At 48.3% G+C, this 22,557-nt stretch carries 19 protein-coding genes; all 19 read left to right on the top strand.

Annotation, left to right across the window (positions count from 1 at the left end):
* Positions 1 to 202 precede the first annotated feature (202 nt).
* The 19 genes from B5E53_RS08695 (at position 203) to B5E53_RS08605 (ending at position 22,546) form a co-directional block, all read left to right on the top strand.
* A complete protein-coding gene (locus B5E53_RS08695) occupies positions 203 to 6,367 on the top strand; it encodes an isopeptide-forming domain-containing fimbrial protein (protein WP_087314154.1) in 6,165 nt (2,054 codons plus the stop codon).
* Positions 6,368 to 6,471: 104 nt separating this feature from the next.
* Positions 6,472 to 7,044, top strand: coding sequence for a hypothetical protein (locus tag B5E53_RS08690; RefSeq protein WP_140401471.1), 573 nt, complete (start codon positions 6,472 to 6,474; stop codon positions 7,042 to 7,044).
* 18 nt (positions 7,045 to 7,062) lie between these two features.
* Positions 7,063 to 8,493, top strand: coding sequence for a hypothetical protein (locus B5E53_RS08685; protein WP_087314150.1), 1,431 nt, complete (start codon positions 7,063 to 7,065; stop codon positions 8,491 to 8,493).
* On the top strand, positions 8,490 to 8,900 hold the full coding sequence (locus B5E53_RS08680) for a hypothetical protein (RefSeq protein ID WP_087314148.1): 411 nt from the start codon (positions 8,490 to 8,492) through the stop codon (positions 8,898 to 8,900). The genes B5E53_RS08685 and B5E53_RS08680 overlap by 4 nt, the downstream gene beginning before the upstream one ends.
* A gap of 9 nt (positions 8,901 to 8,909) precedes the next feature.
* A complete protein-coding gene (locus B5E53_RS08675; RefSeq protein ID WP_087314146.1) occupies positions 8,910 to 9,122 on the top strand; it encodes a hypothetical protein in 213 nt (70 codons plus the stop codon).
* On the top strand, positions 9,123 to 9,464 hold the full coding sequence (locus B5E53_RS08670) for a hypothetical protein (RefSeq protein WP_087314144.1): 342 nt from the start codon (positions 9,123 to 9,125) through the stop codon (positions 9,462 to 9,464).
* Positions 9,465 to 9,553: 89 nt separating this feature from the next.
* A complete protein-coding gene (locus B5E53_RS08665; protein ID WP_140401470.1) occupies positions 9,554 to 10,306 on the top strand; it encodes a hypothetical protein in 753 nt (250 codons plus the stop codon).
* Between the two features lie 33 nt (positions 10,307 to 10,339).
* Positions 10,340 to 10,729: a PrgI family protein gene (locus B5E53_RS08660; protein WP_087314140.1), complete on the top strand. Its 390-nt coding sequence runs from the start codon at positions 10,340 to 10,342 to the stop codon at positions 10,727 to 10,729.
* Positions 10,716 to 13,349 carry a DUF87 domain-containing protein gene (locus tag B5E53_RS08655; protein ID WP_087314138.1) on the top strand — a complete coding sequence of 878 codons (2,634 nt, stop codon included), beginning with the start codon at positions 10,716 to 10,718 and terminating at the stop codon, positions 13,347 to 13,349. Before B5E53_RS08660 ends, B5E53_RS08655 begins: the two co-directional genes overlap by 14 nt.
* 2 nt (positions 13,350 to 13,351) lie before the next feature.
* Complete coding sequence (locus tag B5E53_RS08650) at positions 13,352 to 15,751, top strand: CHAP domain-containing protein (protein ID WP_162611865.1); 2,400 nt, start codon at positions 13,352 to 13,354, stop codon at positions 15,749 to 15,751.
* Positions 15,752 to 16,061: 310 nt separating this feature from the next.
* Entirely contained in the window at positions 16,062 to 16,889 is an 828-nt protein-coding gene (locus B5E53_RS08645) for a hypothetical protein (protein ID WP_087314134.1), read from the top strand.
* 96 nt (positions 16,890 to 16,985) lie between these two features.
* Positions 16,986 to 17,243: a hypothetical protein gene (locus B5E53_RS08640; protein ID WP_139109076.1), complete on the top strand. Its 258-nt coding sequence runs from the start codon at positions 16,986 to 16,988 to the stop codon at positions 17,241 to 17,243.
* A gap of 321 nt (positions 17,244 to 17,564) precedes the next feature.
* Positions 17,565 to 17,804 carry a hypothetical protein gene (locus tag B5E53_RS08635; RefSeq protein ID WP_087314129.1) on the top strand — a complete coding sequence of 80 codons (240 nt, stop codon included), beginning with the start codon at positions 17,565 to 17,567 and terminating at the stop codon, positions 17,802 to 17,804.
* Between the two features lie 29 nt (positions 17,805 to 17,833).
* Complete coding sequence (locus B5E53_RS08630; protein WP_087314127.1) at positions 17,834 to 18,262, top strand: hypothetical protein; 429 nt, start codon at positions 17,834 to 17,836, stop codon at positions 18,260 to 18,262.
* 38 nt (positions 18,263 to 18,300) lie between these two features.
* The gene (gene mobC / locus B5E53_RS08625) at positions 18,301 to 18,609 is read left to right on the top strand and encodes a plasmid mobilization relaxosome protein MobC (RefSeq protein WP_162611864.1); all 309 of its coding nucleotides are present in this window, start codon (positions 18,301 to 18,303) and stop codon (positions 18,607 to 18,609) included.
* On the top strand, positions 18,591 to 19,982 hold the full coding sequence (locus tag B5E53_RS08620; RefSeq protein WP_087314123.1) for a relaxase/mobilization nuclease domain-containing protein: 1,392 nt from the start codon (positions 18,591 to 18,593) through the stop codon (positions 19,980 to 19,982). The genes mobC and B5E53_RS08620 overlap by 19 nt, the downstream gene beginning before the upstream one ends.
* Positions 19,983 to 20,020: 38 nt before the next feature.
* Positions 20,021 to 20,998 carry a hypothetical protein gene (locus B5E53_RS08615; protein WP_087314121.1) on the top strand — a complete coding sequence of 326 codons (978 nt, stop codon included), beginning with the start codon at positions 20,021 to 20,023 and terminating at the stop codon, positions 20,996 to 20,998.
* Positions 20,999 to 21,032: 34 nt separating this feature from the next.
* Positions 21,033 to 22,127 carry an ArdC-like ssDNA-binding domain-containing protein gene (locus B5E53_RS08610; protein WP_087314119.1) on the top strand — a complete coding sequence of 365 codons (1,095 nt, stop codon included), beginning with the start codon at positions 21,033 to 21,035 and terminating at the stop codon, positions 22,125 to 22,127.
* Positions 22,118 to 22,546 (top strand): hypothetical protein, encoded by a 429-nt coding sequence (locus B5E53_RS08605; protein ID WP_087314117.1) that lies wholly within the window; start codon positions 22,118 to 22,120, stop codon positions 22,544 to 22,546. The genes B5E53_RS08610 and B5E53_RS08605 overlap by 10 nt, the downstream gene beginning before the upstream one ends.
* Positions 22,547 to 22,557 lie beyond the last annotated feature (11 nt).

Here is a 22,557-nt window from a genome sequence, read left to right as displayed (position 1 = left end):
CACCTTAAAAGAGGTAAATTTATCATTGTTACCTAAGAGGAGTTCTCCTTTTATTTTTCAGAGATGTGACAAAGAAGTCATTGTCGCTGAAATCTGATATAAATTTAAAAGAAGGGAAGTGATATTATCAAAAGGGAAAGATCGCCACCATAAATAATCCATTAATCGAATAGAACAAAAAGTAGAAGGAGGAAGTATATTTATGAGTAGATTAAAAACAAAGTTAAAACGGATGTTGTCTTTCCTTACAACATTCCTTTTAACTATATCAAGTCTAGCCGCGACTATAACGCCAGTGAGTGTATATGCGGCAGATACACTAAAGGGAAATGTAGAAGTTACCACTTTGAAAGATGCCACAGTCAAGGGCTATGGTGCTTTCGATTTAGAATCCAATGCCTCCCAGTACAGTGTTGAGCATTCAAAAAACCTTACGAAAGCTTCCGGCAATGACTGGATCTGGCAACCGGGAGATCAGGGAGCAACCGGAGCTATTGGAGAAGAAAGATTAGGCAATGCTTATATTGCGGAACTGAAAGATGACAACTATTGGATTCAGTACAATGGTATTGAACTTAAAGAAGGGACCACTATAATGGGGACTTACGATGTTCGTGTGGTTTTCAGTAATCCAAAAGGAGCTATCAGCGGTGCTTATGGTAAAGATATTGCCGTGTTCGACGGACAGCTTGGCGCAGTTCGTTTTCGTGGTTACAAAAGCTTAGATTGTGAAATCTTTGTATATGAACATGGTACAAAAAATCTGGTGACTGGCGATGATGGAAAAATGCATCTGCGTTTTATCGATATTGACTGTCATCAGGCTATTGAGGTTTTAACACCTAGCCGTGTTGATTGGGCGTATAAACGAAACAAGTTGTCCTGGATGGGTCAAAATAAGTGTGATGAGATCGGCGCTGAGTATGGCAATACCGTATGGTACAATGGACCAACCGATGTGCGTGATGACTGGATTCAGGCAAAAGTAGGTTCCGCTAATTACAAGACAGCCGCCCGCCATACCTTTACATTAGGTTTCACCCCAGGCTCAAATGCGGAGAATACCTTTAAGGTACGATATTACTCTGGAGGTGTGGATGAGATTGGAACACAGAAAAATGGTGCCTTCTTCTCCTTTGATGGAAACTTAGACCTGGATGTGGAAGACGACCCGTTCTTTTCCGGCAGTGTATCCAAACAGGTTAACGGGACGACGGATGCTGTCCTGTCCAATGCGAAGGAAAGCTTCACCTATACGTTAAATGCTGTCATTGACGCCGGTTCCACAGGCGGAACACAGTTTACTGTGACCGATACTCTGGATAGTGTTTTACAGCCGACTGCCATTACGGCGATCACCAAAGACGGCGCGGATGTATCCGGAAACTTTGATTACAGTATCAATGGCCAGACGGTAACGGTGAGTGCGAAATCCTCGTATCTGGCGACAAACCCGGCCGGGACATTTTCTGTCAATATAGCCACGAAAATTAAGGATGGAGCGAACCTCGCGCCATATTATGACGCGGCAAGGAATTACGCTGTCATCAATAATAAGTGTACGCTGACGACCAACGATGGAGAGGATGCTGTGAGTACGGATTCCAATACCGTTACGGTCCGCGTCCCGCTGGCAGAGCTGACCCTGGATAAGGTGGCGGATGCCTATGAGTATAAGGTGGGCGATACGGTTACGTATACGATTTCCGTAAAAAATGTAACGGCCAATTCCACCGCTTACGATGTGGTCATGACCGACGCCATCCCGTCAGATCTGCAGGTGACTGGCGTGACGCCGAGTGCCGGCTCCGGCTCTGTGGATGGCCAGAACGTCCGTGTTACAGGGGTAAACCTGGGAGCCAACCAGACACTGACCGTAAAAGTGACTTGTAAGGCACTGGAATCAGGCAACACCAAAGAACTTTACAATCAAGCCAGTTCAACATGTTGGAATATCAAGAACCCATCCGGCCATGCTGATGATGATGCAGAGACATATATCAACAGCGCAGTTCTAACCGTAGATAAGATTGTAGACAAGTATGAGTATGAGGTTGGTGATACTGCCACCTTCACGGTAAAAATAGCTAACACAAGCACAGGTACAGCTAATGCCGTTGTCATCGCGGATGATGTGCCGGAAGGTATGACTTTAGATTATGATTCTGTAACGATTTCCGGCCTGCCGGAAACCGTTGTTGTGCCGGTGGCAGGAACAAAAGACCCGACCAATGCCTTAAATCCGGAGTACCGGAATGAAAAAGAAACCCGGAATGTCACTGCTGACAAGGCAAAGAGCGGGGATAATGGCTGGAAGTATACCATCAACCATTTCCCGGCCGGAGCTACAGCGACCATCACCTATACAGCCACAGCCAATGAGAAAGGCAACGGCAAGGAAGCCCAGAACATCGTGACCGTGACCGCCGATAATGCGCCAAAGGTGCAGGATGAGGCGGAGTATTACGTCAATACTGCGAAACTCACCATCGACAAATCTTATATCAATCCGTATAAAGCGGAGAAAAACGATAATCGATGCGATAATGAATACAGAATCTACGAGGAAGAGACGGGCTATGAGAAAGTCCAGTATCAGATCGTCGTAACAAGTGCTGGCGCTGATGGCACCGTGGCAAAGGATGTGGTCATTGATGACCTGACCTTGCCGGATGGTCTGGCATTAAATTATGAGGATATCGTCATCACAGAGACTGCTGCGGATGGGACAACCATTACCTTTGAGAAATCGTCCGGTGGAAACGGCAAGACGATACAGTATAAGATCGCCGGCACCGAAGACGAGACAAATAAATTGAATCCGGAGCTTTATGATGAAACGGAGGAACGTACCCCGGTCATCACCATTGAGCAGTCCGGGAACGGTTTTATCGTCAAAGATACCTACCTGGAAAAAGGCGCGTCTCTGACCATCAAATATGACGCCAACGCCCTGGAGAATGACGAAGTGGACGTTAATGGTACAGAGATCACCAATACAGCAAAGGCGACCGCGGCAAACGTGGAGAAAGAGGAAGACGGCAGCTATAAAGTGGTAAAAGATGATACCACTGTTTACATCAATTCCCCTCGTCTGCAGATCGTGAAGGAAGCCGATTCTGATGAGTATGAAATTGGGGAGAATGTCTCCTATACCATCGACGTGATCAACACCCATAAGGGAACCATCGCCCGGAACCTTGTCTTTACCGATAAACTGGAAACCGAAGGCGTGGAATTTTTGACCGGCACGATCGCCCTGTATGATACCAACGGCTATGAGCTGCGGGAAGGTACGGACCTGGCCGGGGAAGACGATTACACAAAGACTGCCAAAGTCGATGAGTTTATCCTGCGTTCTGATAAGCACCTTGTAGTGGATGGCAATTATGACCTCTATGACCTGGAAAATGGCAAGAACCCGGAGGAACAGGGAACCTGGAATCCGCCGTATGTGAATGTCACCAGCGAGACAAAGATGTCTATTAAATATGACATGAAGATCACGGATAAAGACCTGGCAGGCAAGGAAATCCTGAATACCGCGACCGCCGTATCCGATGAAGCTTTAAAGGTCACAACAGATGAGACGGTCATCCCGGATGGCCCGAACCCGAAGGTAGAAAAAGAGATCGACAACGCGTCTCCGATAGTAGGCAAAGACGTGACATTCACGCTGACCTTTACGAATCCAAACCAGAATACTACGGCAGAAGACATACAGATCACGGATTCTCTGGATAAGACCGGAATGGTCACGATCTATGAGAATTCCATGTCTGTGAAGCTGAATAACGAGGATGTCACCGATCAGGTACAGATCACCTACAATGAGACGATGGATGGATTTGACATTGATACCGGCATTACTCTGACCGAAGATGATACCCTCGTAGTAACCTATCGGGCAAAGGTGCTTCCGGAAGCCGGGGATGTGGAATTGATGAATACCGCCGGTGTAAGTTGCAGCAATAACCCGGAATGGAAGTATGACAGTGTACCGTTTATCCCGGAGAAAAAGGTGCCGAAACTGGCGATTGAAAAAACGTCAGATAAAGAAGTCTATCAGGTAGGGGACACTGGGCATTATACCGTTACCGTTACCCAGACAACAGAAGACATGACTGCAAAGCAGGTCGTGATCAAAGATGCCCTGCAGGTGGAAGGCGCAAAGATCCAAGTGGACACCATTAAGCTGTATTTCAATGATGTGGAGATCACGCCGGCAAAAATCACATCCGATGTGAACGGCTATACCATTGAAACTGGAAAAGACCTGACCGATAAAGACAGCCTGAAAGTCACCTATGATGTCTACTTTGAGTCTGGCCGTCTGAACGGACAGACCGTGCCGAACACAGCAAAGGCAAAGGCCGAAAATACGGAAACAGAAACCGACCGGGAAGTACCGCTCACTCCAGTGGGAGATGGCCTGGAAGCCAAAAAAGAGGCGGACCCGGCAGGCGGCACGGTGGTGAAGGCTGGTGATACCATCCAGTATACGATCACTGTTAAGAACATTTCCGATCAGGAAAAGACGAACGTCCTCATCCGTGACGCGATCCCGGAACTGACGACCTATGTAGAGGGAAGTGGCGGGGAACTGTTCACGATCAACGAACAGCCATATGTCCGCTTTGTGATCCCATCTATTGCGGCAGGCGAAGCGCAGCAGGTTTCTTTCTCTGTGACCGTCAATGAAGAAGCGACGGAAGATGATGTCATCCGCAATACTGCACAGGTCTATGAACCGACCGAAGAAGAGATCGGGGAGGATGGCGCCGTTCCGGAAGAAATCTGGAACAGCGACAAGTTTGAGGACACCAACACCATCACCCATCCGCTGGACGACTGGGTCATCACTGACCATGAAGTCGATGTGGTATCCCCGGCATTGGCCATTGAAAAAACGTCAGATAAAGACGTCTATCAGGTAGGAGAGACCGGGCACTATACGGTCACTGTTACCCAGACCAAAGAAGACCTTACGGCGAAACAGGTAGTAGTCAAAGATGATCTGCAGGTAGATGGCGCCGAAATGCAGCCGGATACCATCAAAGTACATTTCAATGACACAGAAATCACGCCTGTGTCCGTGACCGCAGACAGCAAAGGCTATCTGATCGATACCGGCATGGACCTTACGGATAGCGACGCCATCAAGGTCACTTACGATGTTGTATTTGTATCGGAAAGTCTGATGGGCGGCACGGTGCCAAACACGGCAAAAGCGAAGGCTGATAACGCCTATGCAGAAACGGACCATGAAGTCCCGCTGACACCTGTAGGGGATGGCCGTGAAGCGAAAAAAGAAGCCGATCCGGTGAGCGGCACCGTCGTAGAAGCCGGAGAGACGATCCAGTATACGATCACTGTAAAAAATACCTCTGATAAAGAGAAGACGAATGTCCTTGTCCGTGACGCCATCCCGGAAAATACTACTTACGTGGAAGGAAGTGGCGGAGAACTGTTTACGATTGATGAACAGCCGTATGTCCGCTTCGTGATCCCGTCCATCGCTGCCGGGGAAGAACAGAACGTTTCCTTCTCCGTGACTGTCAATGAAGATGTGGATAAGGATGAGGTTATCAAAAACGTGGCACAGGTTTATGAACCGACAGAGGATGAAGTCGGGGTGGACGGCACAGTACCGGAAGAAATCTGGAACAGTGATAAATTCCACGATACCAACATGACCCTTCATCCGATGGATAACTGGGTCGTGACCGAACATGAAGTCGGCGTGGGAACTCCGGATGTCTCTATTGAGAAGAAAGCCGACGCCACCGTATATTCTGTGGGTGAGACCATCCAGTACACGATCCTGGTGAGCCAGAATACCGAAGGGGCAACCGCTACTAATGCCATTGTGGAGGATAAAGACCTGACAGAAGGCGTTGACATTGATTATGCATCCATCCAGGTGGACGGCGCAGCCGTACCGGAAAAGGATGAGATGGAAATGGACGCGGATACAATCCACATGGTACGCACGGACGGAGGATTCAAGGTGGTTTACCCAACTCTGTCCGGACAGTCGGAAATTACATTTACCGCAACCATTACCAGTGAAGACCTGACTGGCCAGAAGATCCATAACACGGCGACTGTCATCACCGACCAGACACCGGAAAAAGAAGCGACTGTCACTGTGAAGGTTCCAAAGTCCACACTGGAAAAGGTAGTGGAAAAAACATTTCATCCAGACGGAGCTTCGTCTAAAGACAATGATGATGAAGGTACAAGTGGCCCGAAAGGGGCAAAGACCGGCGTTACAAGCTATGCCGGATGGTTCGCGCTGGCGGCAGCCGCCTTTGGCGGGACCGGCATCTTCCTCCTCCGGAGAAGACGGAAAAAAATGAAATAAATAAGGGACAATACAGCAGGAAAGTAAGGACCTGCTTTTTTTGTACCCAAAAACCGGAAAGGAGGCAGCCCGTACTGAATTTCAGTACGGGCTGATATTGAAATATGAAGATAAGAAAAGTATTGCCCGGCGCCCTGTTCCTTTTTTTATGTCTACTCTGCGGAGCTGGCATTGCCGGCTATTTTTTCCATCTGGAGCCACAGCCGGCTGTAAGGCAGGAAGCAGCCCGCCTGGTGGGGACCAGGGATGTCGTCATCGGCGTGGGAGAGACGTTGCCCGACTTAAAGGAAGGTCTGGGCGTCGATGACGCGGTGGAACGGGTGGAGATCGACACCAGTGCTGTTGATACCGGGACAGCCGGGAAATATCCCATCATTTACCGCTATACTGACGTACAGGGGGAGACCCATGAGATAGAGACTACCTGCACCGTGACGGCGGCAGACAGCCCGGAAACAGTACAACGCCCGGAAGAAAAAACAGGAGAAAACACCCGTGGGGAAAAGGAGACGAACAGATGGCAGGAAAAAGAAACCATGCCGGATAAAAAGGAGACGGTGCGCACTACGCCGCCGCAGACTGGCGACTGGACAGTATTTGTGGAATATGCGGTTCTGTTTTTGGTCTCGGTCTTTTTGTTCCTGCTCTTGTTCCTCTGGCGGTGTGTTTTTGGATAAAGATAGGAGGTTTGATGGATGGATGAGATGAAGATGTATCAGGAAGGGCAGGCCGCCGGCGGGGGACAGCCCCAGGCAGCCACTATGCCGGATATGCTGGAGCAGATGCGGCAGATCTTTGCCGACCGGGACGCAGAGTATACCCGGATGGAACAAGCGTACCAGAAAAGAAAAGAGATCCTGGACGCGAAAGAAGCGTCCCTGCTGGAGACGTTATCTGGTCTGGAAGACCGCCTTTCGGTTGTCACTGCCCGGGAAGAAGAAGTGCAGGAGAAAGAAACGCAACTGCAGGAGACGTTACAGAGTCTGACAAAAGAAAAAGCTGCTCTGCAGGAAGCGCAAACAGAGCTGGAGAAGGAAAAAACGGAACAGTGGATGAAAGTCTCCCTGCTCCGGGAAGAGGCCCGGAACGAAAAGCTCCGGAGCCAGCGCCTGGCCGGGGAGTATGAGGAGAAGTTATCGAAACTTCCGGCGGACAGCCCGTACCTTTCTGTTCTGCAGGAGACAGCCGGGCAGGCTGCTAGAAAACAGATGAAAGAAAAGATTGCTGCGATGGAGACAGCCCTCCGGCAAAAAGAACAGACGATCACAGAGATGCAGGCGGAGAACGAGGGCCGTGAGGTGCAGATCGCCGCCCTGCAGGGAACGGTGGGCAGACAGAAGGAAGAACTGGAAAAGGGCAAAGAAGAGAACCGGCAGTTAAAGGCAAAAAATGAATACCTTACGAAAACCAACCAGGAATTGGAAGAGTTGAGCCAGATCCTGCCGGAACAGCAGAAACAGGATATGGAATCCCTCCATACACTGGCAAAGGAGCTGACAGAGGAAAAAGAGGCCCTTGAGGAGGAAAACAGACGTCTAATGGAAGAGAACCGGCGTCTACAGGAAGAAAAGGGAGAACTGTTCAAAAAATTGATGGCAGGTACACAGCCGGGAACGCAGGAAAGAGAAGGCTGGCAGGAAAAAAGGGACCGGGAAGAAAAAAACGGTGTGACGCCATCCCGAAATACAGAAGAAATCGAAGAAGATGACAGGGACGCCGATGAGGAAGGGCCTGGACAAGCGGACGTCCTGCCGGTGGAAGAACCTTTGACGGCGGAAGTTTTGCAGGAGTATCTGGAGGAAAATGGCGCGGATACCCGCCTGCTCCATTCCGGATCGGGGGAGTTGGTTGCTGTTACTGCTGATAATTTACAGATCATGTTTTCCTTCTGGGAACCGCCCCGGTTTGATATCCGGAAAAAACAAAAGAGCGGCTGGAGCATAAAGAAATTGTTAAAACGCTATAACGAGAACAAGGCGGGGCTAACATTTACCTATGATGAGACAGAAGAAGAGTTCATTGGTTCCGGGGAGTTTTCGCTTTCTATGTCCCCGGACGAACTTGTTTATACTGTATATCAGGCAGCCCGCATTTACTTTGGATATCAAAATAAGGAAGAGAAATGAGCCGGGAACTTATTATCATCCTGGGTTTGTCTTTTGGATTTGCTCTGTTTTTGACCATGTTTATTTTCTGGGTACAGCAGATGCGGGATGCAGTGCCTGGATATAAACGACCCCTGCCGGCTGTCCGGTATCATCAGGAGACCGTGCAGTGCCTGCAGAGTGCTTACCGGGCAGCAGGGACGATTGAGGGAATGCTGCTGCTTGCGTCCCGGAAATGCCGCCAGAAAAAGGCACGGAAACGGTTCCGTGCGGCGGGGAGTTACCTAAAGGGCAGCCGTTACCGGGATTATGAGACGGCGCTATATCTTTTTGCGTCGGATGGTTCTCCGGATTGCAAAAAATTGTTTACATACATCATAGAACTGGAAGTCCAAAAAAAACGTGGGCTTCCTATGAAAAAGGAGTGAAGGCCATTCATGAGAAAACATAGCTTTATACAGATCATAGCAGTCATTATTGCATTTATCATCGGGATCATAGCAAATGTGGCAGCACGGACAGTGGTATTACCACATATCCTCCCGGCTGGTTTGCAGCCGATGACAGGGCTTCTGGCAGTATTGATCCAGATCGTTGTATCTGTGGTCATTGTACTACTCATTGTTTTTTTTAGCAGGAGGGACAGATAAATGCGGAAAGAACAAATAAAGAGATACATAAAAAAAGTAGGAAGAGAAGCAGCCAGGATGGGGATCTCCCTTTGTGTGGCTGCATTTTTTATCTCTATCCATGTACAGGCGACCAATGGGAATATCATCACGACGGGTTTTAATTCCCTGTATGATGTGGTGGCGTCTATCGTATCTAATATCGGACAGTTATTTTTATTATGGGGTGTCTTTGAGATGGCCGCCAGCATGAACACCCAGGACGGTATGGCGCAGTCATCGGCTTTTAAACGGGTGGGCGGCGGCCTCATCGCCTGTATCGCCCCGCAGATCATCCCGCTCATTAATACTGGAGCCAACTAAAAAGGAGGTGCGGCCTTATGCCGGATTGGGTGACAAACTTTTTTGGTGGATTTTCTATTGGGCTGGCAAACACAATCTGGAAGGCAGCCATGGCACTAATCGGTGGGCTATTAGGAACGCCGCCGCAGGATTTCTCGCCGGATGCCTGGAACTTTGTCGAACGCACGCTGTATCCGTGGTCTCTATCCATTGGGGTATCCCTGCTGAACCTGTTTTTTCTCATCGCCATTTGCCGGGCAGTCAGTGACCTCCACCATAACATCACCCTGGAAATGACGATTGAAGCCTTTGTCAAGATCGTGGTTGCCAATGTCATTTTCCTGAACCTGTTCCTTCTGATGCGGCTGATCCTGTCGATTGCGGCAGCTATGGTGGGGGAAGTATTCACAACACAGAGTGCAGATCTGATCGTAGATGAGATGGATATCGGTTCGACACTGTTTTATCTGCTCTTCGGTATCTTCTTTGTACTGGTGGCGATCGTTTGCAGTTTTCTGCTCCTACTGACGGTCTATAGCCGCTATATCAAGATTTATCTGCTGATCGTACTGGCGCCATTTGCCTTGCCGACACTCATCGGTGGCAGGGAAACGGAGCGGACATTTTATGCCTGGCTAAAAACTTTTTTGTTAAATGCATTTGAGATCGTGGCGATCGCCCTGACCATGGCGATATCATTTAAGATCATCAATGCCGGCATCTCCGTTTTTGAAGGCTCCGGCCTGATGGGGGAAGCAGTCGATGGATTTTGGGATGCATTGAACGCCCTGTTTACGATGATCTTTATGACGGCCAGTGTGAAAGGAGTAAACAGCCTGCTGGCAAAAGCCCTGGCATTATAGAGTTTTGATTAGGAAAAGAAGGGAGAAGATACGATGAAGATTGACATAAACGATGATTTTGATACGACGTTTCAGAATGAAATATTTGCCGGATTTACACTCAAACAGTGCGTTGCTGCAGGTATTGGGCTGGTGGCCGGGTTTGGTTCCGCGATTGCTTTGTATCATTATACGGGCCTTCCGATCGTTCAGTGTACCTATATCGTAGTGCCTGTAATGGTACCGTTTTGTGCGGCTGGCTTTTTCACATATCAGGGAAAATCTCCTGTAAAAATTTTAAAAGAGATATGGTTCGTCCATCAGACGGAGCGCCTGACCTATCAGGCGGCGGAGCAGCCGGAAAATATAGGCCGGGTATTTACCATGAAGAGGAACCTGCCCAAAAGGAAGAAAGGAAGGAGGAAAGGCCATGGCCATATTTAATGCGGACGTCCGGTTCAGGGACCAGAAACGGATGAGCCTGCCGGTTGTCAAAGTCCCGAAAAATGTCCGGGAAGCCTTTCACATTGACATGCTCTATGAGAATGGTATCGCCAAACTGGAAAAGGGAAAGAAGAATTGCCTGTATGACCGATGTTATCTGTTTGAGGAGATCAATTACATCAACAAGGATGATGGGGAAAAGACCCGTTTTTTAAACCAGTTTATGGCTTGGTTGAAGGCCATGAACGTGGATTTTAAAATGACAGTCGCTAATGAGTATCAATCTGCGGCAGATTTTATCCGGAAATACCGATCCAACAAAAATAAAGAAAGCTATCCGGAGACGGAAAAAGGGATCCGGGACTGGATCGAGGAAAAAATGGGGGAATCCAACCCCAACGTGACCACCTATCGGTATCTGACCGTCTCCTGCCGGGCGGAGACCCAGGCGGAGGCGGTCATCCTGCTAAATGCCATCGACACGGTCATCCACGACATGTTCCGGGCATGGCGGGGACAAGTCATGCGGCTGTCAGCCAAAGAACGGCTTTTCTGTCTCCATTCCCTGCTCCGCCCGGGAAAAAAGGAGGAGGAAGCCTATCTGTCTTTTGGGAAAGGACACGACTGGAAGAATGACATCCTGCCCCGGACCATCCGTCAGAAAAGCAACTTTCTTGTTTTGGACGATACCTATGTGTCTGTCCTGTTCGGGCATAAATACCGGGGATCCATCGACGCGGACAGTTTTATCCGGAGCTTTTCCCATATGGAGTTCCCGTCTTTTTTGACGCTGGACTATGCGCCGGTGCTTCCGGACATTATCGAGGACAAGCTGGGGTCTGCGTCCATGAACAATGAGCGTGCCATCAGCAACGAGGAAGAAAAAAAGCGAAAACGGAACCAGATCTCTACCGGTCCATCCTACCGCCTGCAGAAACGGAAGGAAAAGATCGAAGAATACGCCGACCAGATCAATGACAACGATGAGACCGGCTTCTTTGTCAACTTTTTGTTGGTCGTCACCGCGCCGGATGAAGAGACACTGGCGGAACGTGTCGGCCAAATGGAGGCCATCGGACGGAAAGAAGGTGTGGTCATTGAGACCGCAGACTGGTTCCAGTTGAAAGCTCTGAATACCGCCCTTCCGTATGGCGGGCGGCAGGTGGACTATATGCGTTTCTTTCTGGCATCCTCTGTGGTCGCCCTGCAGCCATACTATGCACAGGATATCATCGACCTGGGTGGATATTTTATGGGAATTAACCGAACGACTAAACGGTTAATTTTCGGCAACCGGAAATTGTTAAAGAATCCCCACGGTATCATCATCGGCCATACAGGGTCCGGGAAATCGGTCATCATCAAGCTGACGGAAATCTTACAGACCCTCATTGCCACCGATGATGATGTGCTGGTCTTAGACCCGCAGAACGAGTTTGAAGAGATTATCCGCGCACTGGGCGGCGCTTACTTTGACTTGACGCCGAAAAGCGGGATGAATTTGAACGGATTCGAGGTGACAGAGGAAGTTTTCTATGCCGATAAAAAGACGAAGGAAAAATTTGTGGCGACCCAGACTGCTTACGCCAAAAGCCTTGTGGCGGCTACGATGAACAACATCCTGTTTACACAGGAACATGCTACTTATGTGAGCCGGGCTACATCCATCATGTATGGAAAGATTTTTGCACAGAAGAAGCTTAAGAAACAGCCTACCTTAAAGATGCTCCGGGAAGAGATCTATACCATCTTGTCCGGGGAGGCCGGGCAGGACAGCCATAACCGGGAAATCCTGCAGACCATTTATAACTGCCTGGAAGAATATACGGAAGGAAGCTGTGACATGCTGGCCCATCCATCCACTATCCGTCTGGATAACCGGCTGGTGGGGTTTGGCCTTAAGAATGTTCCGGAGGATAACTGGGAGGCGGTCATGCTGACAGTCATGCACTATACTTCTTCCCGGATTGAATACAACCAGGCGTTTCAGCGAGCCGTCCATTTCGTAGTGGACGAGACACAGGTCATCTGCCAGAAAGGGACATCGGCCGCACAGCTCAATACGGCGGTCACAACTTACCGGAAATTCGGCGGAATCTGTACCATGTCGATGCAGAACCTGACGGCGGCGCTCAATGATGAAAAACTGACAGAGCTATTTAGTAACTGCGATTACAAGTGTTTTCTCGATCAGGGCGGCGTGGATGCCAACGCCCTTCGGGAAATACAGGAATTGTCCCAGACGGAGTTTGATGCATTAAGTACCGACCAGGTAGGGCAGGGCGTCATGGTCTGGGGGAAAAAAGTCGTCCTGTTTGATATGCGTATTGCAAAAGAAAACCCTTTGTATTCTTTGATTTCTACGAACTTCCATGAGCGGGCAGCGCAACAAGTAGAGAAGGCCGGACAAGAGCCTGCGGAAGAATATACAGAAACTGACCGGACGGAGCAGATTATTTTGCAAATGGCAGATTTCGCTGAAATCAGTGCAAGGGATATCTTATCGGTATTAGATATCACACAAGACGAAGCAGAAGCACAGCTTGCCTATTTAGTAGAGCAGGGAAAACTTGTGGAGACCCAGGCAGAGGGAATCCCACGATACAAAAAGGCGGGATGAGTATGGGAATTAAAAAAAGAAGAGATTCCACGTTTACAGTCGTAAAGAGCGGGTTCCAGGTTTCGAAAGATGGTATCCGACGCGCCGGGAAATATGCAGACCCCATGGGACAGGGAAAAGAGGAGGAAGAACAGGGGCAGGACCCGGCCCAGTTCCTGCCGAGAAAGCTGCAGAAAAAGTGGGAGAAGCTGCCCGAAGCTAAAAAGCAATATTATAAAGAGCAGGCGGTGCGTGCCGTCCACAGGAAAGCCGGGAAGAAGGGGCCGGCAATCAGTGAGGAGCTGTCCGGCATATCCGGCAGGGAGACCGGACAGGAAACCGCCCGGCTCTTTGTAAAGGATGAGACCTATTTGACGCATGGATGGCGCAGGCCAAAAGATAAAAAGATCATCGGGGAAGGCGGACTGCCGGGACAGACCGCCAGAAAGAGGACAGGCACGGCGGCGGTGGCCGACACAAAAAAACAGGTGCCAGGGAAAGACATAAGCCATGGGCAGGAGACAGCCGGCAGGATAGCAGCCGAGGGCGAGAACAGCCAGTCAGCCGTGCGCTCGTTCGGACAGCCAGCTATGGGTTCGATCGGTACTGCTGGAAAGTCGGCAGTGCAGGCAGCTTCTATCCCCCTGCAGGCCAGTATCACTGGGGCGGCAGCAAAGAAAGCCGCCGGTATGTTCGCAGAACGAATCCGGTTCCAAAATGCTGCAGTAGAAAACCAGAGAATCCGTCTGCAATCAAAAATTGATAATGTGAAAGAATCTCATCAGCAGATGGAAAAGCCGGCAGATGTTCTTGCCTATACGGCGGCGGTAGCCGCCACAGGTTTATTAGCAGTTGCTGTGATAGCTGTTCAGGCGTTTGCCGCCGTCCTGTCTGTATTTTTATTGATCCTGATCCCGCTTCTTGTCCTGGCAGTCCTTATTACGACGGTCATTGCATTGCTTACCAGTATCTTTTCTGCGGTAGATACGACCTATGCGTATGGAACTGGCGAGAGTATCGTCGCTGTCGCCATCGGGGAGATTGGCTATCACGAAGGTTCTGGGAACCAGACAAAGTATGGGGAGTACACTGGTACCAACGGTATGTCCTGGTGTCACGCCTTTGTGAGCTGGTGCGCCAATGAGTGCGGGTTTGTTGATATGGGTATTTTTCCAAAGACAGCATCTTGTGAGACCGGCCGGCAATGGTTTATCAGTCATCAGGAATACCAGGCGTCGGATGGAACCTATGAACCACAGCCGGGAGATATCATCTACTTTGATTACGACCACGTGGGTGTTTCCCATCATGTCGGTATCGTGGAATATACGGAAAACGGCGTGGTACATACCATCGAAGGAAATAAAAACGACCAGGTCATGCGGGCACACTATGACTTAAATTACGCCGGCATCATGGGATACGGGCAGCCGGCTTATCCGGATACCGGTGTCAGCGAATACGGGACAGCCTCTGAATTTTTAGCAGAATGTAAGGAGATTGCGGATACCATCGTTGGAGACGGGGACTGGATCTATTCTAATTCCAATCTGAAAAATACTTTCAAAGAAGCAAGGCAGGAAGCAAGGAAGACAAACTGTGCGATGTATGTCGCCTGGTGTATGCAGGAGTTTGGGACACTGAAAAAAGGACAGTATTTTTACAGCAACTGGGATGGGAAGCTTACCTGCAGTAGCAGCGTGAGAGAACGTCTGGAGAGATATTATGACATCTATCAGATCGGGAAAGATTTTTCTGAAAAAGATATCAAACCCGGGGATATCTGTCTGTGGAAAGGGCATACCAATGTCTATGCCGGGAAAGACAGCCAGGGGAAGAAACTCTGGTATGATTTGGGACATAACCAAACGTCAGACAATAAAGCAGAGAGCGGACCGTTTGTCCGCGGTATCCGCGTTGGGAACATGGGATGGACAGAACTTACAACTGTCCTTCGATTGAAAGATCAGGATTCCTACGGTTCCGGTAAGACGATCAATCTGCCCAAGGGATTGGGTGATGTGTATTCCTATATGGGATGGGAGATGATCACCTATCGCGGGACAAGGCAGTATGAGCTGCGTATTCAGAGCGGGGAACCCTATGACCGGAATGGATTTGGTGTCATCAACGGCCGGTATGTGATCGCCTGTACTTCTACCTTTGGGGAAATCGGGGATGAAGTAGATTTTGTCCTGGGCAATGGAAAGGTCATCCATGCCATTATCGGAGAATACAAAAGTTTTGATGATCCTGACTGTAATACCTGGGGCCATGAATACGGCCACTGTGTCGTGGAATTTTGCGTCAACAAAGCGTTATGGTATGGCTCCGGAAAGAGCATCACCAGGTATCATCCGGAGTGGGCAAACACGACTGTTGTGAAAGCCGTCAACCTGCAGAAGAACTTTTTTGATGACTGACGGCATAGAAGGATGTACTGAAATTCAGTACACGGAAAGACATCCGTGTGGAAAATTTTGAAAAGTTTTTCCGAAGACAAGTGAGAAAATGTACTGAAATTCAGTACGCGGGAAAATATCAGACTTGAAAATTTTGAGAAGATTTTTTCAAAGTCCAGCGAAAAAAATGTACTGAAATTCAGTATACGGGAAAATGTTTGTGCTGAAATTATAGAGAGGATTTTTCAGAAGCCAACGAAAAGAACGTACTGAAATTCAGTACGCAGGAGAACATCTGCAATAAAAAAATCAGAGAGGAAGTGAGAATCCGATGAGAAAAAAAGCGCTCCTGTTTGGACTTCTGGCCGCCTTTCTCCTTGCCGCCCTGTGCATCTGTCTGGGGCTTTTTTTGTTGCGGCAGGATGGCAATGGGGAAACAGACAGGATGGAGATAACAACAGGAACAACACAGACAGATACGGAAGAAGAGATGACAGAAGCCGCCACAGCACCGGAAGCCGCTACGGAAGAAATCGAAAGTGAACTTACGTTTTTAAATCTGGGGAAGATTTATTATCTCCCGCTGGATACAACGGATTTCAAAAACCAGGTGGCGGCATTTATTGCAAATAACCATTTGACCGCCACAACGGTATTGGCGCTGGGAAAAATAGAAGATGATAAAGAAGACGCCGATGGAACGGCAAATTTTTTTCTCCAGCTTGATGATGCGGCGGGAACAATCCTCCAGGCAGCTTATGATAAAAAAACAAAAACATTTACTTTGTCTGTCTCTGCTCCAATCCCGGATGTGGAAAAATATGGCGGCGCTGCAACAACGGAAGCCAACCAAAATGTATCTGGAACAGAACCGGAATATTCCAGTGAAGGAACAGAGATCATTAATTTTGGCGACGCCAACATCACAGATGTGGACCAGGCGTTATCCAGTGTGGCAGACATGGCAACGCTGCAGCATGACCTGGGAATTTTTCTAAATGAAAATGGGGAAGAGCGAAGGAACCTGTTTGTTTCTTCTGTAGAAAAAACGGAGACTGGTTATAAAACCATCCTGGAGTTTGAAACAGCCCGCATCGACCGGAAAAAAATCGAGGTTATCTACGAAGGCGGAAAGTATTATTTTTCTCTGGTAGATTAACAGGACATGAAAAAAAAATGAAGAAACAGAGAGGAGGCGGATACTATCAATAAAGAAGACTTTGCCTACGAGTACCATAAGTTTTATCTCAATTTGATGAAAGAGAGCAAGACGAACCTTTATACCCGCGCAGAGGAGATCACCTGCAAGCGTCAGTTTTTCCAGTACATGAAAGATAAAGGGACGTTCCCGGAGAAGGAAGAGTATCTGTGGCAGGCGGCGGAAGCCGCCGACCGGTTCTATCTCTTCTTCCTGGACAATTACAGGGAGAAATTGCAGGCCCTTTATGAAAACGCTGCAACAGAATGGATGCAAAAGAACTTCGGGAATGTCCCGGATACAGGTGTTGTATGAGGGGACGCTTCTTGCGTCCCTTTGATGCCGGGGTTTCAGGGGTCTCCCCTGACAAGAGAGCATTTGTATATACAAAATGCGTATCTTGCAAAAAGCCTGCGGCTTTTTACCTGATAAAACTACCGGTCAGGTACACAAATAGATACCTATGTGGTACACAATTTACCACATGGGTACACAATAAATGACCGATGTGGTACATAGAAAAATACCAAAGTGGTACACAAAATACCTGAGTGGTACACAAAAAACTACCGGTTAGGTACACAAAATACCTGAATGGTACACAAAAAAAATATAAGAAGATCAGGAGGAAAATAGATGTTGATACAAAAACATTTTCGCCTTCCGGAAGAAACAGTGGAGCAACTGGAAAAAAGGGATAGCGTAAAATATCCCACAGAAGCCAGTTATGTTAATGCAGCAATCCTGCATTTTACGGAACAGGAAAAGATTGAAAAGAAACTGGAAAATATCCAGCAGGAACTAAAAGAACTTCATGCACTCTGCAAAAAAGAGTTTGCCATTGATGATTCATATGGAGAAAATTTTTCGTATTAATGATGGATGGATAGATGGAGGTGATGCCGATGGATTGGCAGGAGCAGATCAATAAACTGGAAGAAAAGCTCTATAAGGTCAGAGAGAAAAAGAAAAAAATCCTGGAAGATGAAAAAGAGCTTTTGGAAAAATTAAAAAATGCCAGACAGAAAAAAGAAGAAGATGATAACCGGAAATTGATGGCGATGGTAGAAGAGCAGCTTGGGGAAATGAGCGAATCGAAATTACAGGCGCTTAAAAGTTTCCTCGCCAGGCACGCTGGGGAATTTGTAGAAGAAGAGAAAAATTTTCCGGAGGAGGAGACCCGAACAGAAGAAAAATTTGCAGAGACAAAATTTGCAGAGCCAGAAAATTTTTCGGAAGAGAGAAAGTCTTCCCTGGAAAATAATCCGGAAACTTCTGGAGCAAATAAAGCAGAAAGGGGTGGATACCGCTGGCAAGGGACCGAACATTTTTAATCCGTTTTACACCGGAAGAGTATCGGGAGATTGTGCGTTTGGCGGAGAAGGACGTTGGAACAAAGAGAAGAAAAACGCAGGAGAAAAATGTCTCCGCGTATATTCGTAAATGTATCTTTGAGCAGAGTAACAATCCGGCAGCCATCCAAAAAGAACTGAAAGGGCTGGCCTACCAGGTGCGGAAGATCGGCGTCAACATCAATCAGGTGGCGGCCAAAGTCAACGCCGGTTATGCAACCCCAGTGGATATGGAGAACCTGCTCTTCTATCTGAAAAAAGTAGAGGAAGAGTTCCTCCGGCTGGAAAAAAATCTGAAGGAACAAAAATCATGGCCATCACAAAAATAAACTACATCGGGACGCCGAAAGGCGGCGGGGCTGCCCATCTGAAAAATGCCATCGCCTATATCCTGAACCCAGATAAAACAGAAGGGGATGTGTGGGTTGGCGGTAACGCCGGAGATATGCCGGGAGAGGTCTATCAGATTATGATGGATACAAAGCGAGAATGGGACAAAGAAGGCGGCCGACAAGGCTATCATTTTGTCATCTCTTTCCCGCCGGGGGAAGCCACAGCGGAACAGGCATATGCTGTCATCCGGGATTTCTGTGAGGAATATCTGGGAGAAAACTATGACTATGTGTTTGCCATCCATACGGATCAGGCGCATATGCATGGGCACATCATTTTTAATTCGGTAAACCGAATGAGTGGATATAAATATCGGTACGAAAAAAGAGATTGGGAAAAATTTATCCAGCCCATCACAGACCGGATCTGTGAACGGTACGACCTACCGCCTCTCACATATGAGAAAAAAGGACGGAGGGAAGGGAAGTCCTATGCGGAACATTACGCAGAAAAAGAAGGCCGTCCCACAGAAACGAAGATCATCAAAGCGGATATTGATTATTTTATCAAACGCGCCGTCAGTTGGGATGATCTTGTCGAACAGATGCAGATGTGCGGATATGAGATCCGGCAGAAAAAATATGTGACGTACAAAGCGCCAGGCTATGGAAATGGACGCCGGGACTACCGGCTGGGGCCAGGATATACAAAGGAAGACATCATAAAAAGGATCGCTCATAAAGAGAAGGAATTAGCTGGAGAGCCACCATTATCTTCACGACTTTCCAGGTCCTATCAGGCGGGGCTGGAAAAATATCTTGTAGCTCCGTTGTCGTCGTATCAAAAGAAAAAGCTCGGCATTTTTTATCGGGCCGGTCATTATCTTGAGGAGAAAAACCCTTACGCCATGCGGCAGGCGGATGTCCGGAAAAATGCTATCCATATCGACCGGCTCTACGAAGAGTGCCGGTATATGTTAAAGACCGGGATCAAAAATTCGGATGACCTACAAAAGCGTATGACGGAGCTTAAAAAAGAAGAAACAGCGCTCCGGAATAGAAAAAACGCATTGACATCTGTATGTGATAAAGGACTGATGGAAAAATATCAGCGATTAAAAAAAGAGATGGATTCCCTCCCTGACTGGGATGACCGCTTTGAATCGTTGCAGGAAGAGATTTCACAGATAGAAGAAAAAATGCCAGAAGGGTTTTTCTGTGAATATAACAAAGAAAAGCGGTCACTGGAGGAAAGACTGCGGGCGGTCCGCCGGGAAAAACGGATGGTCAATCGGATGATGAAAGAAGAAATAGAGAAACGAAAGAGATCAACAAAGACAGAGGAGGTGGAGCAGAAGCCGGTAAGATGACAGTGTACTGAATTTCAGTACGTCGGCGGAAAAGATTTATGGAAAATACAAATAAAAAAGAGAACAGGATGGGAGAAACTGTCCTTGTAGCAGAAGAAAAAAACGGAGAGACACTGGAAAAACTGACGGCTCGGCAACACCACCGTGCCATCTTGTCGTGGCTGCGTGTTTCCGGTGAGACCGTGCAGTTTATTGAAAAGATCCCGGACGGCCTGGTCTGTGAGTGTCTGTACCTCTGTGTGATCGACGGGATGCCGTTTTCTGACCTGCAAAAGATCTGTACTTCATTAGAAGGGAGCAGCCGGGAAAAAGCAGAGACTGTCTTACAGGAACGACAGCGCTATCTGCAAAAACTCTATGGAGAGACTTCTGTGATGGGGGCACAGATCGACAAACTGTATCAAGAAGCAAAACAAGTTTTTTTGGAGAGCGAAAAAATACAGAAATCAGTAGAAAAGCACATGACGTATACCTTAGAGATGCAGAAAACGTTGCTGGAAGAACAAAAGGAATCCAATAAAATTGCACTGTCCAGCAAAAAGGAGGTCATCCAGGAAAAGGAAAAGCAGATACAAAGGTTGGAGCAGGAAGTAAAATCCCTGCAGGAAACCGAAATTTCCCTCCGGGAAGAAAACCGGCAGATACGGCAAAAACTTCTGGAACAGGAAACCGAAAAATCGGTTGCTCCTACAGAAAAAGAAGAGACGCTTCTGTATCAGAAAAGAGAAACTTCTGCCAGCCAAAAGCCAGAAAAAAGGGCTGATGTCCTCAAGGAACAGGCAGAGCCACCACGCCGGAATGGCTTCCGGGCATTTTTCCGGAAGAGCCGGCGGGAAAAAGAATCCCGGGAATTTATCAAAACATTTTTAAGCGATAAGGAGTACAGCCAGGAACAACGGGAGTATCTGCTCCGGTGTCTGGAAGAAGGGGACAGCGTTCGGGAAATCCAGCAGTTCGCTTCTCCGAAACTAACGGTGGAGCAGATGGAACGGATGCGCCGGCTGAACAGCCGATAACGCATAAGGAAAAGATAGAGAGGAGGGAACTGGATTGGCAACGGAAACAGAACATGCGCAGATACCGGAATCGAAACCGGTGCGCCCGATCATCCTGTCATCGGGGCATCCGGCTGATAAGATGCAGGAGCTGATGGAAAAACTGGAGCAGGGGGTGAAAGATGTCTTTAGCAGCAGTCAGTATAAAGAATATCTGACGGTCATGTCAAAATTTTATAACTATAGTTTTAACAACGTACTGTTAATCGCCATGCAGAAACCGGACGCCTCTTTGGTGGCCGGTTTCTCTGCGTGGAAAAATCATTTTGGCAGACACGTAAAAAAAGGGGAAAAAGGAATCAAGATCATGGCTCCTATTTCCCGGAAAGTCAAGGCAGAAGAAAAAAGGGAGGAAGGCTCACAAAATGAGAATACAGGAAAAGCAGAAGATTCAGAGCAGAAAACAGGGACAAGGAAAATCATCACCGGTTTTAAAGTTGTCTCTGTTTTTGATATCTCCCAGACAGAAGGGAAGGAACTTCCGGAATATTATGGGGCGGAAGAATTATCCGGGGATGTGGAAGGTTACGCAGATCTCTTTGCGGCAGTCCGGGAGACTTCCCCGGTGCCGGTGGGGTTCGAGAATATCCCTGGGGAAGCTCATGGCTATTACCACCAGGTAGAAAAGCGCATTGCCCTGCAGGAAGGAATGAGCGAATTGCAGAACATCAAGACGCTGATCCATGAGACCGCCCATGCCAGACTGCACGCGATCGACCCGGCAGCCCCGGAAGAAGAACGCGCCGATCAGCCGAATCAGTCTACCAGGGAGGTGCAGGCAGAGAGCGTCGCCTACGTGGTCTGCCAGCATTACGGGTTGGATACGTCTGATTACTCCTTTGCGTATGTCGCCGGCTGGAGCAGTGGGAAGGAGATGCCGGAACTTCGGGCATCGTTGGATGTTATACGGAATACGGCAAGGGACACTATAACAGCCATAGACCATCAGTTGTCTCTGCGTCGGGAATACGAAAAGGAAAGCCCGGAAATGGAGCAAAGGGAAATAAAACAGGAAGAGCCGGAAGCTGGTATATCGAAAGGAAAGCCAGGAGAACCGGAGAAAGGGAAGGAGATGGTACGATGCCTGTAAATGGAAAAGAAGAACGGAACGCGGGGGACTGTATCCGTCAGCTCCGGGAAGAAAAAGAGTATGATGTGGACGCAATGGCCGGGCTGCTCCTGCTGACGCCAAAGCAGCTCACAGCCATGGAATCCGGACGTATCCCGCCCGATGAGATGACATTGGCACTGGCGGGGTATGTGTTTGGTGTTTATCCGGATGCACTGGCGTCCGGTAGTATTGTAAAAAGGAAAACCGACACGGAGTTCATGGAGCAGGCAAAACAGATCCTCAGCTATCTGGAAAAGATAAAGGAAAAGAACGGCCAGCTCCAGGAATATGATTCCGCTTTACAGAAAGAGCTTGACGTTATGGAGAAGGAAAGGAAACCGGAACAGACACAAGAGAAAGAGAAACGTACTGAAATTCAGTACGGGCCAAAATTATAGGAGGAAATAGG

This window comes from Eubacterium sp. An11 (assembly GCF_002161065.1).
GTDB classification, from domain to species: Bacteria; Bacillota; Clostridia; order Lachnospirales; family Lachnospiraceae; genus Anaerobutyricum; species Anaerobutyricum faecale.
Note: the sequence above shows the minus strand (reverse complement) of the source record. Positions and strands in the feature narration are given on the sequence as shown.

Coding starts and splice junctions, on each gene's coding strand:
- B5E53_RS08665 (WP_140401470.1), top strand. CDS start 9,554: ATGGCACTAATCGGTGGGCTATTAGGAACGCCGCCGCAGGATTTCTCG.
- B5E53_RS08650 (WP_162611865.1), top strand. CDS start 13,352: ATGGGAATTAAAAAAAGAAGAGATTCCACGTTTACAGTCGTAAAGAGC.
- B5E53_RS08685 (WP_087314150.1), top strand. CDS start 7,063: ATGGATGAGATGAAGATGTATCAGGAAGGGCAGGCCGCCGGCGGGGGA.
- B5E53_RS08690 (WP_140401471.1), top strand. CDS start 6,472: ATGAAGATAAGAAAAGTATTGCCCGGCGCCCTGTTCCTTTTTTTATGT.
- B5E53_RS08620 (WP_087314123.1), top strand. CDS start 18,591: ATGGCCATCACAAAAATAAACTACATCGGGACGCCGAAAGGCGGCGGG.
- B5E53_RS08695 (WP_087314154.1), top strand. CDS start 203: ATGAGTAGATTAAAAACAAAGTTAAAACGGATGTTGTCTTTCCTTACA.
- B5E53_RS08680 (WP_087314148.1), top strand. CDS start 8,490: ATGAGCCGGGAACTTATTATCATCCTGGGTTTGTCTTTTGGATTTGCT.
- B5E53_RS08675 (WP_087314146.1), top strand. CDS start 8,910: ATGAGAAAACATAGCTTTATACAGATCATAGCAGTCATTATTGCATTT.
- B5E53_RS08655 (WP_087314138.1), top strand. CDS start 10,716: ATGGCCATATTTAATGCGGACGTCCGGTTCAGGGACCAGAAACGGATG.
- B5E53_RS08630 (WP_087314127.1), top strand. CDS start 17,834: ATGGATTGGCAGGAGCAGATCAATAAACTGGAAGAAAAGCTCTATAAG.
- B5E53_RS08615 (WP_087314121.1), top strand. CDS start 20,021: ATGGAAAATACAAATAAAAAAGAGAACAGGATGGGAGAAACTGTCCTT.
- B5E53_RS08640 (WP_139109076.1), top strand. CDS start 16,986: ATGAAAGAGAGCAAGACGAACCTTTATACCCGCGCAGAGGAGATCACC.
- B5E53_RS08635 (WP_087314129.1), top strand. CDS start 17,565: ATGTTGATACAAAAACATTTTCGCCTTCCGGAAGAAACAGTGGAGCAA.
- B5E53_RS08645 (WP_087314134.1), top strand. CDS start 16,062: ATGAGAAAAAAAGCGCTCCTGTTTGGACTTCTGGCCGCCTTTCTCCTT.
- B5E53_RS08660 (WP_087314140.1), top strand. CDS start 10,340: ATGAAGATTGACATAAACGATGATTTTGATACGACGTTTCAGAATGAA.
- B5E53_RS08605 (WP_087314117.1), top strand. CDS start 22,118: ATGCCTGTAAATGGAAAAGAAGAACGGAACGCGGGGGACTGTATCCGT.
- B5E53_RS08670 (WP_087314144.1), top strand. CDS start 9,123: ATGCGGAAAGAACAAATAAAGAGATACATAAAAAAAGTAGGAAGAGAA.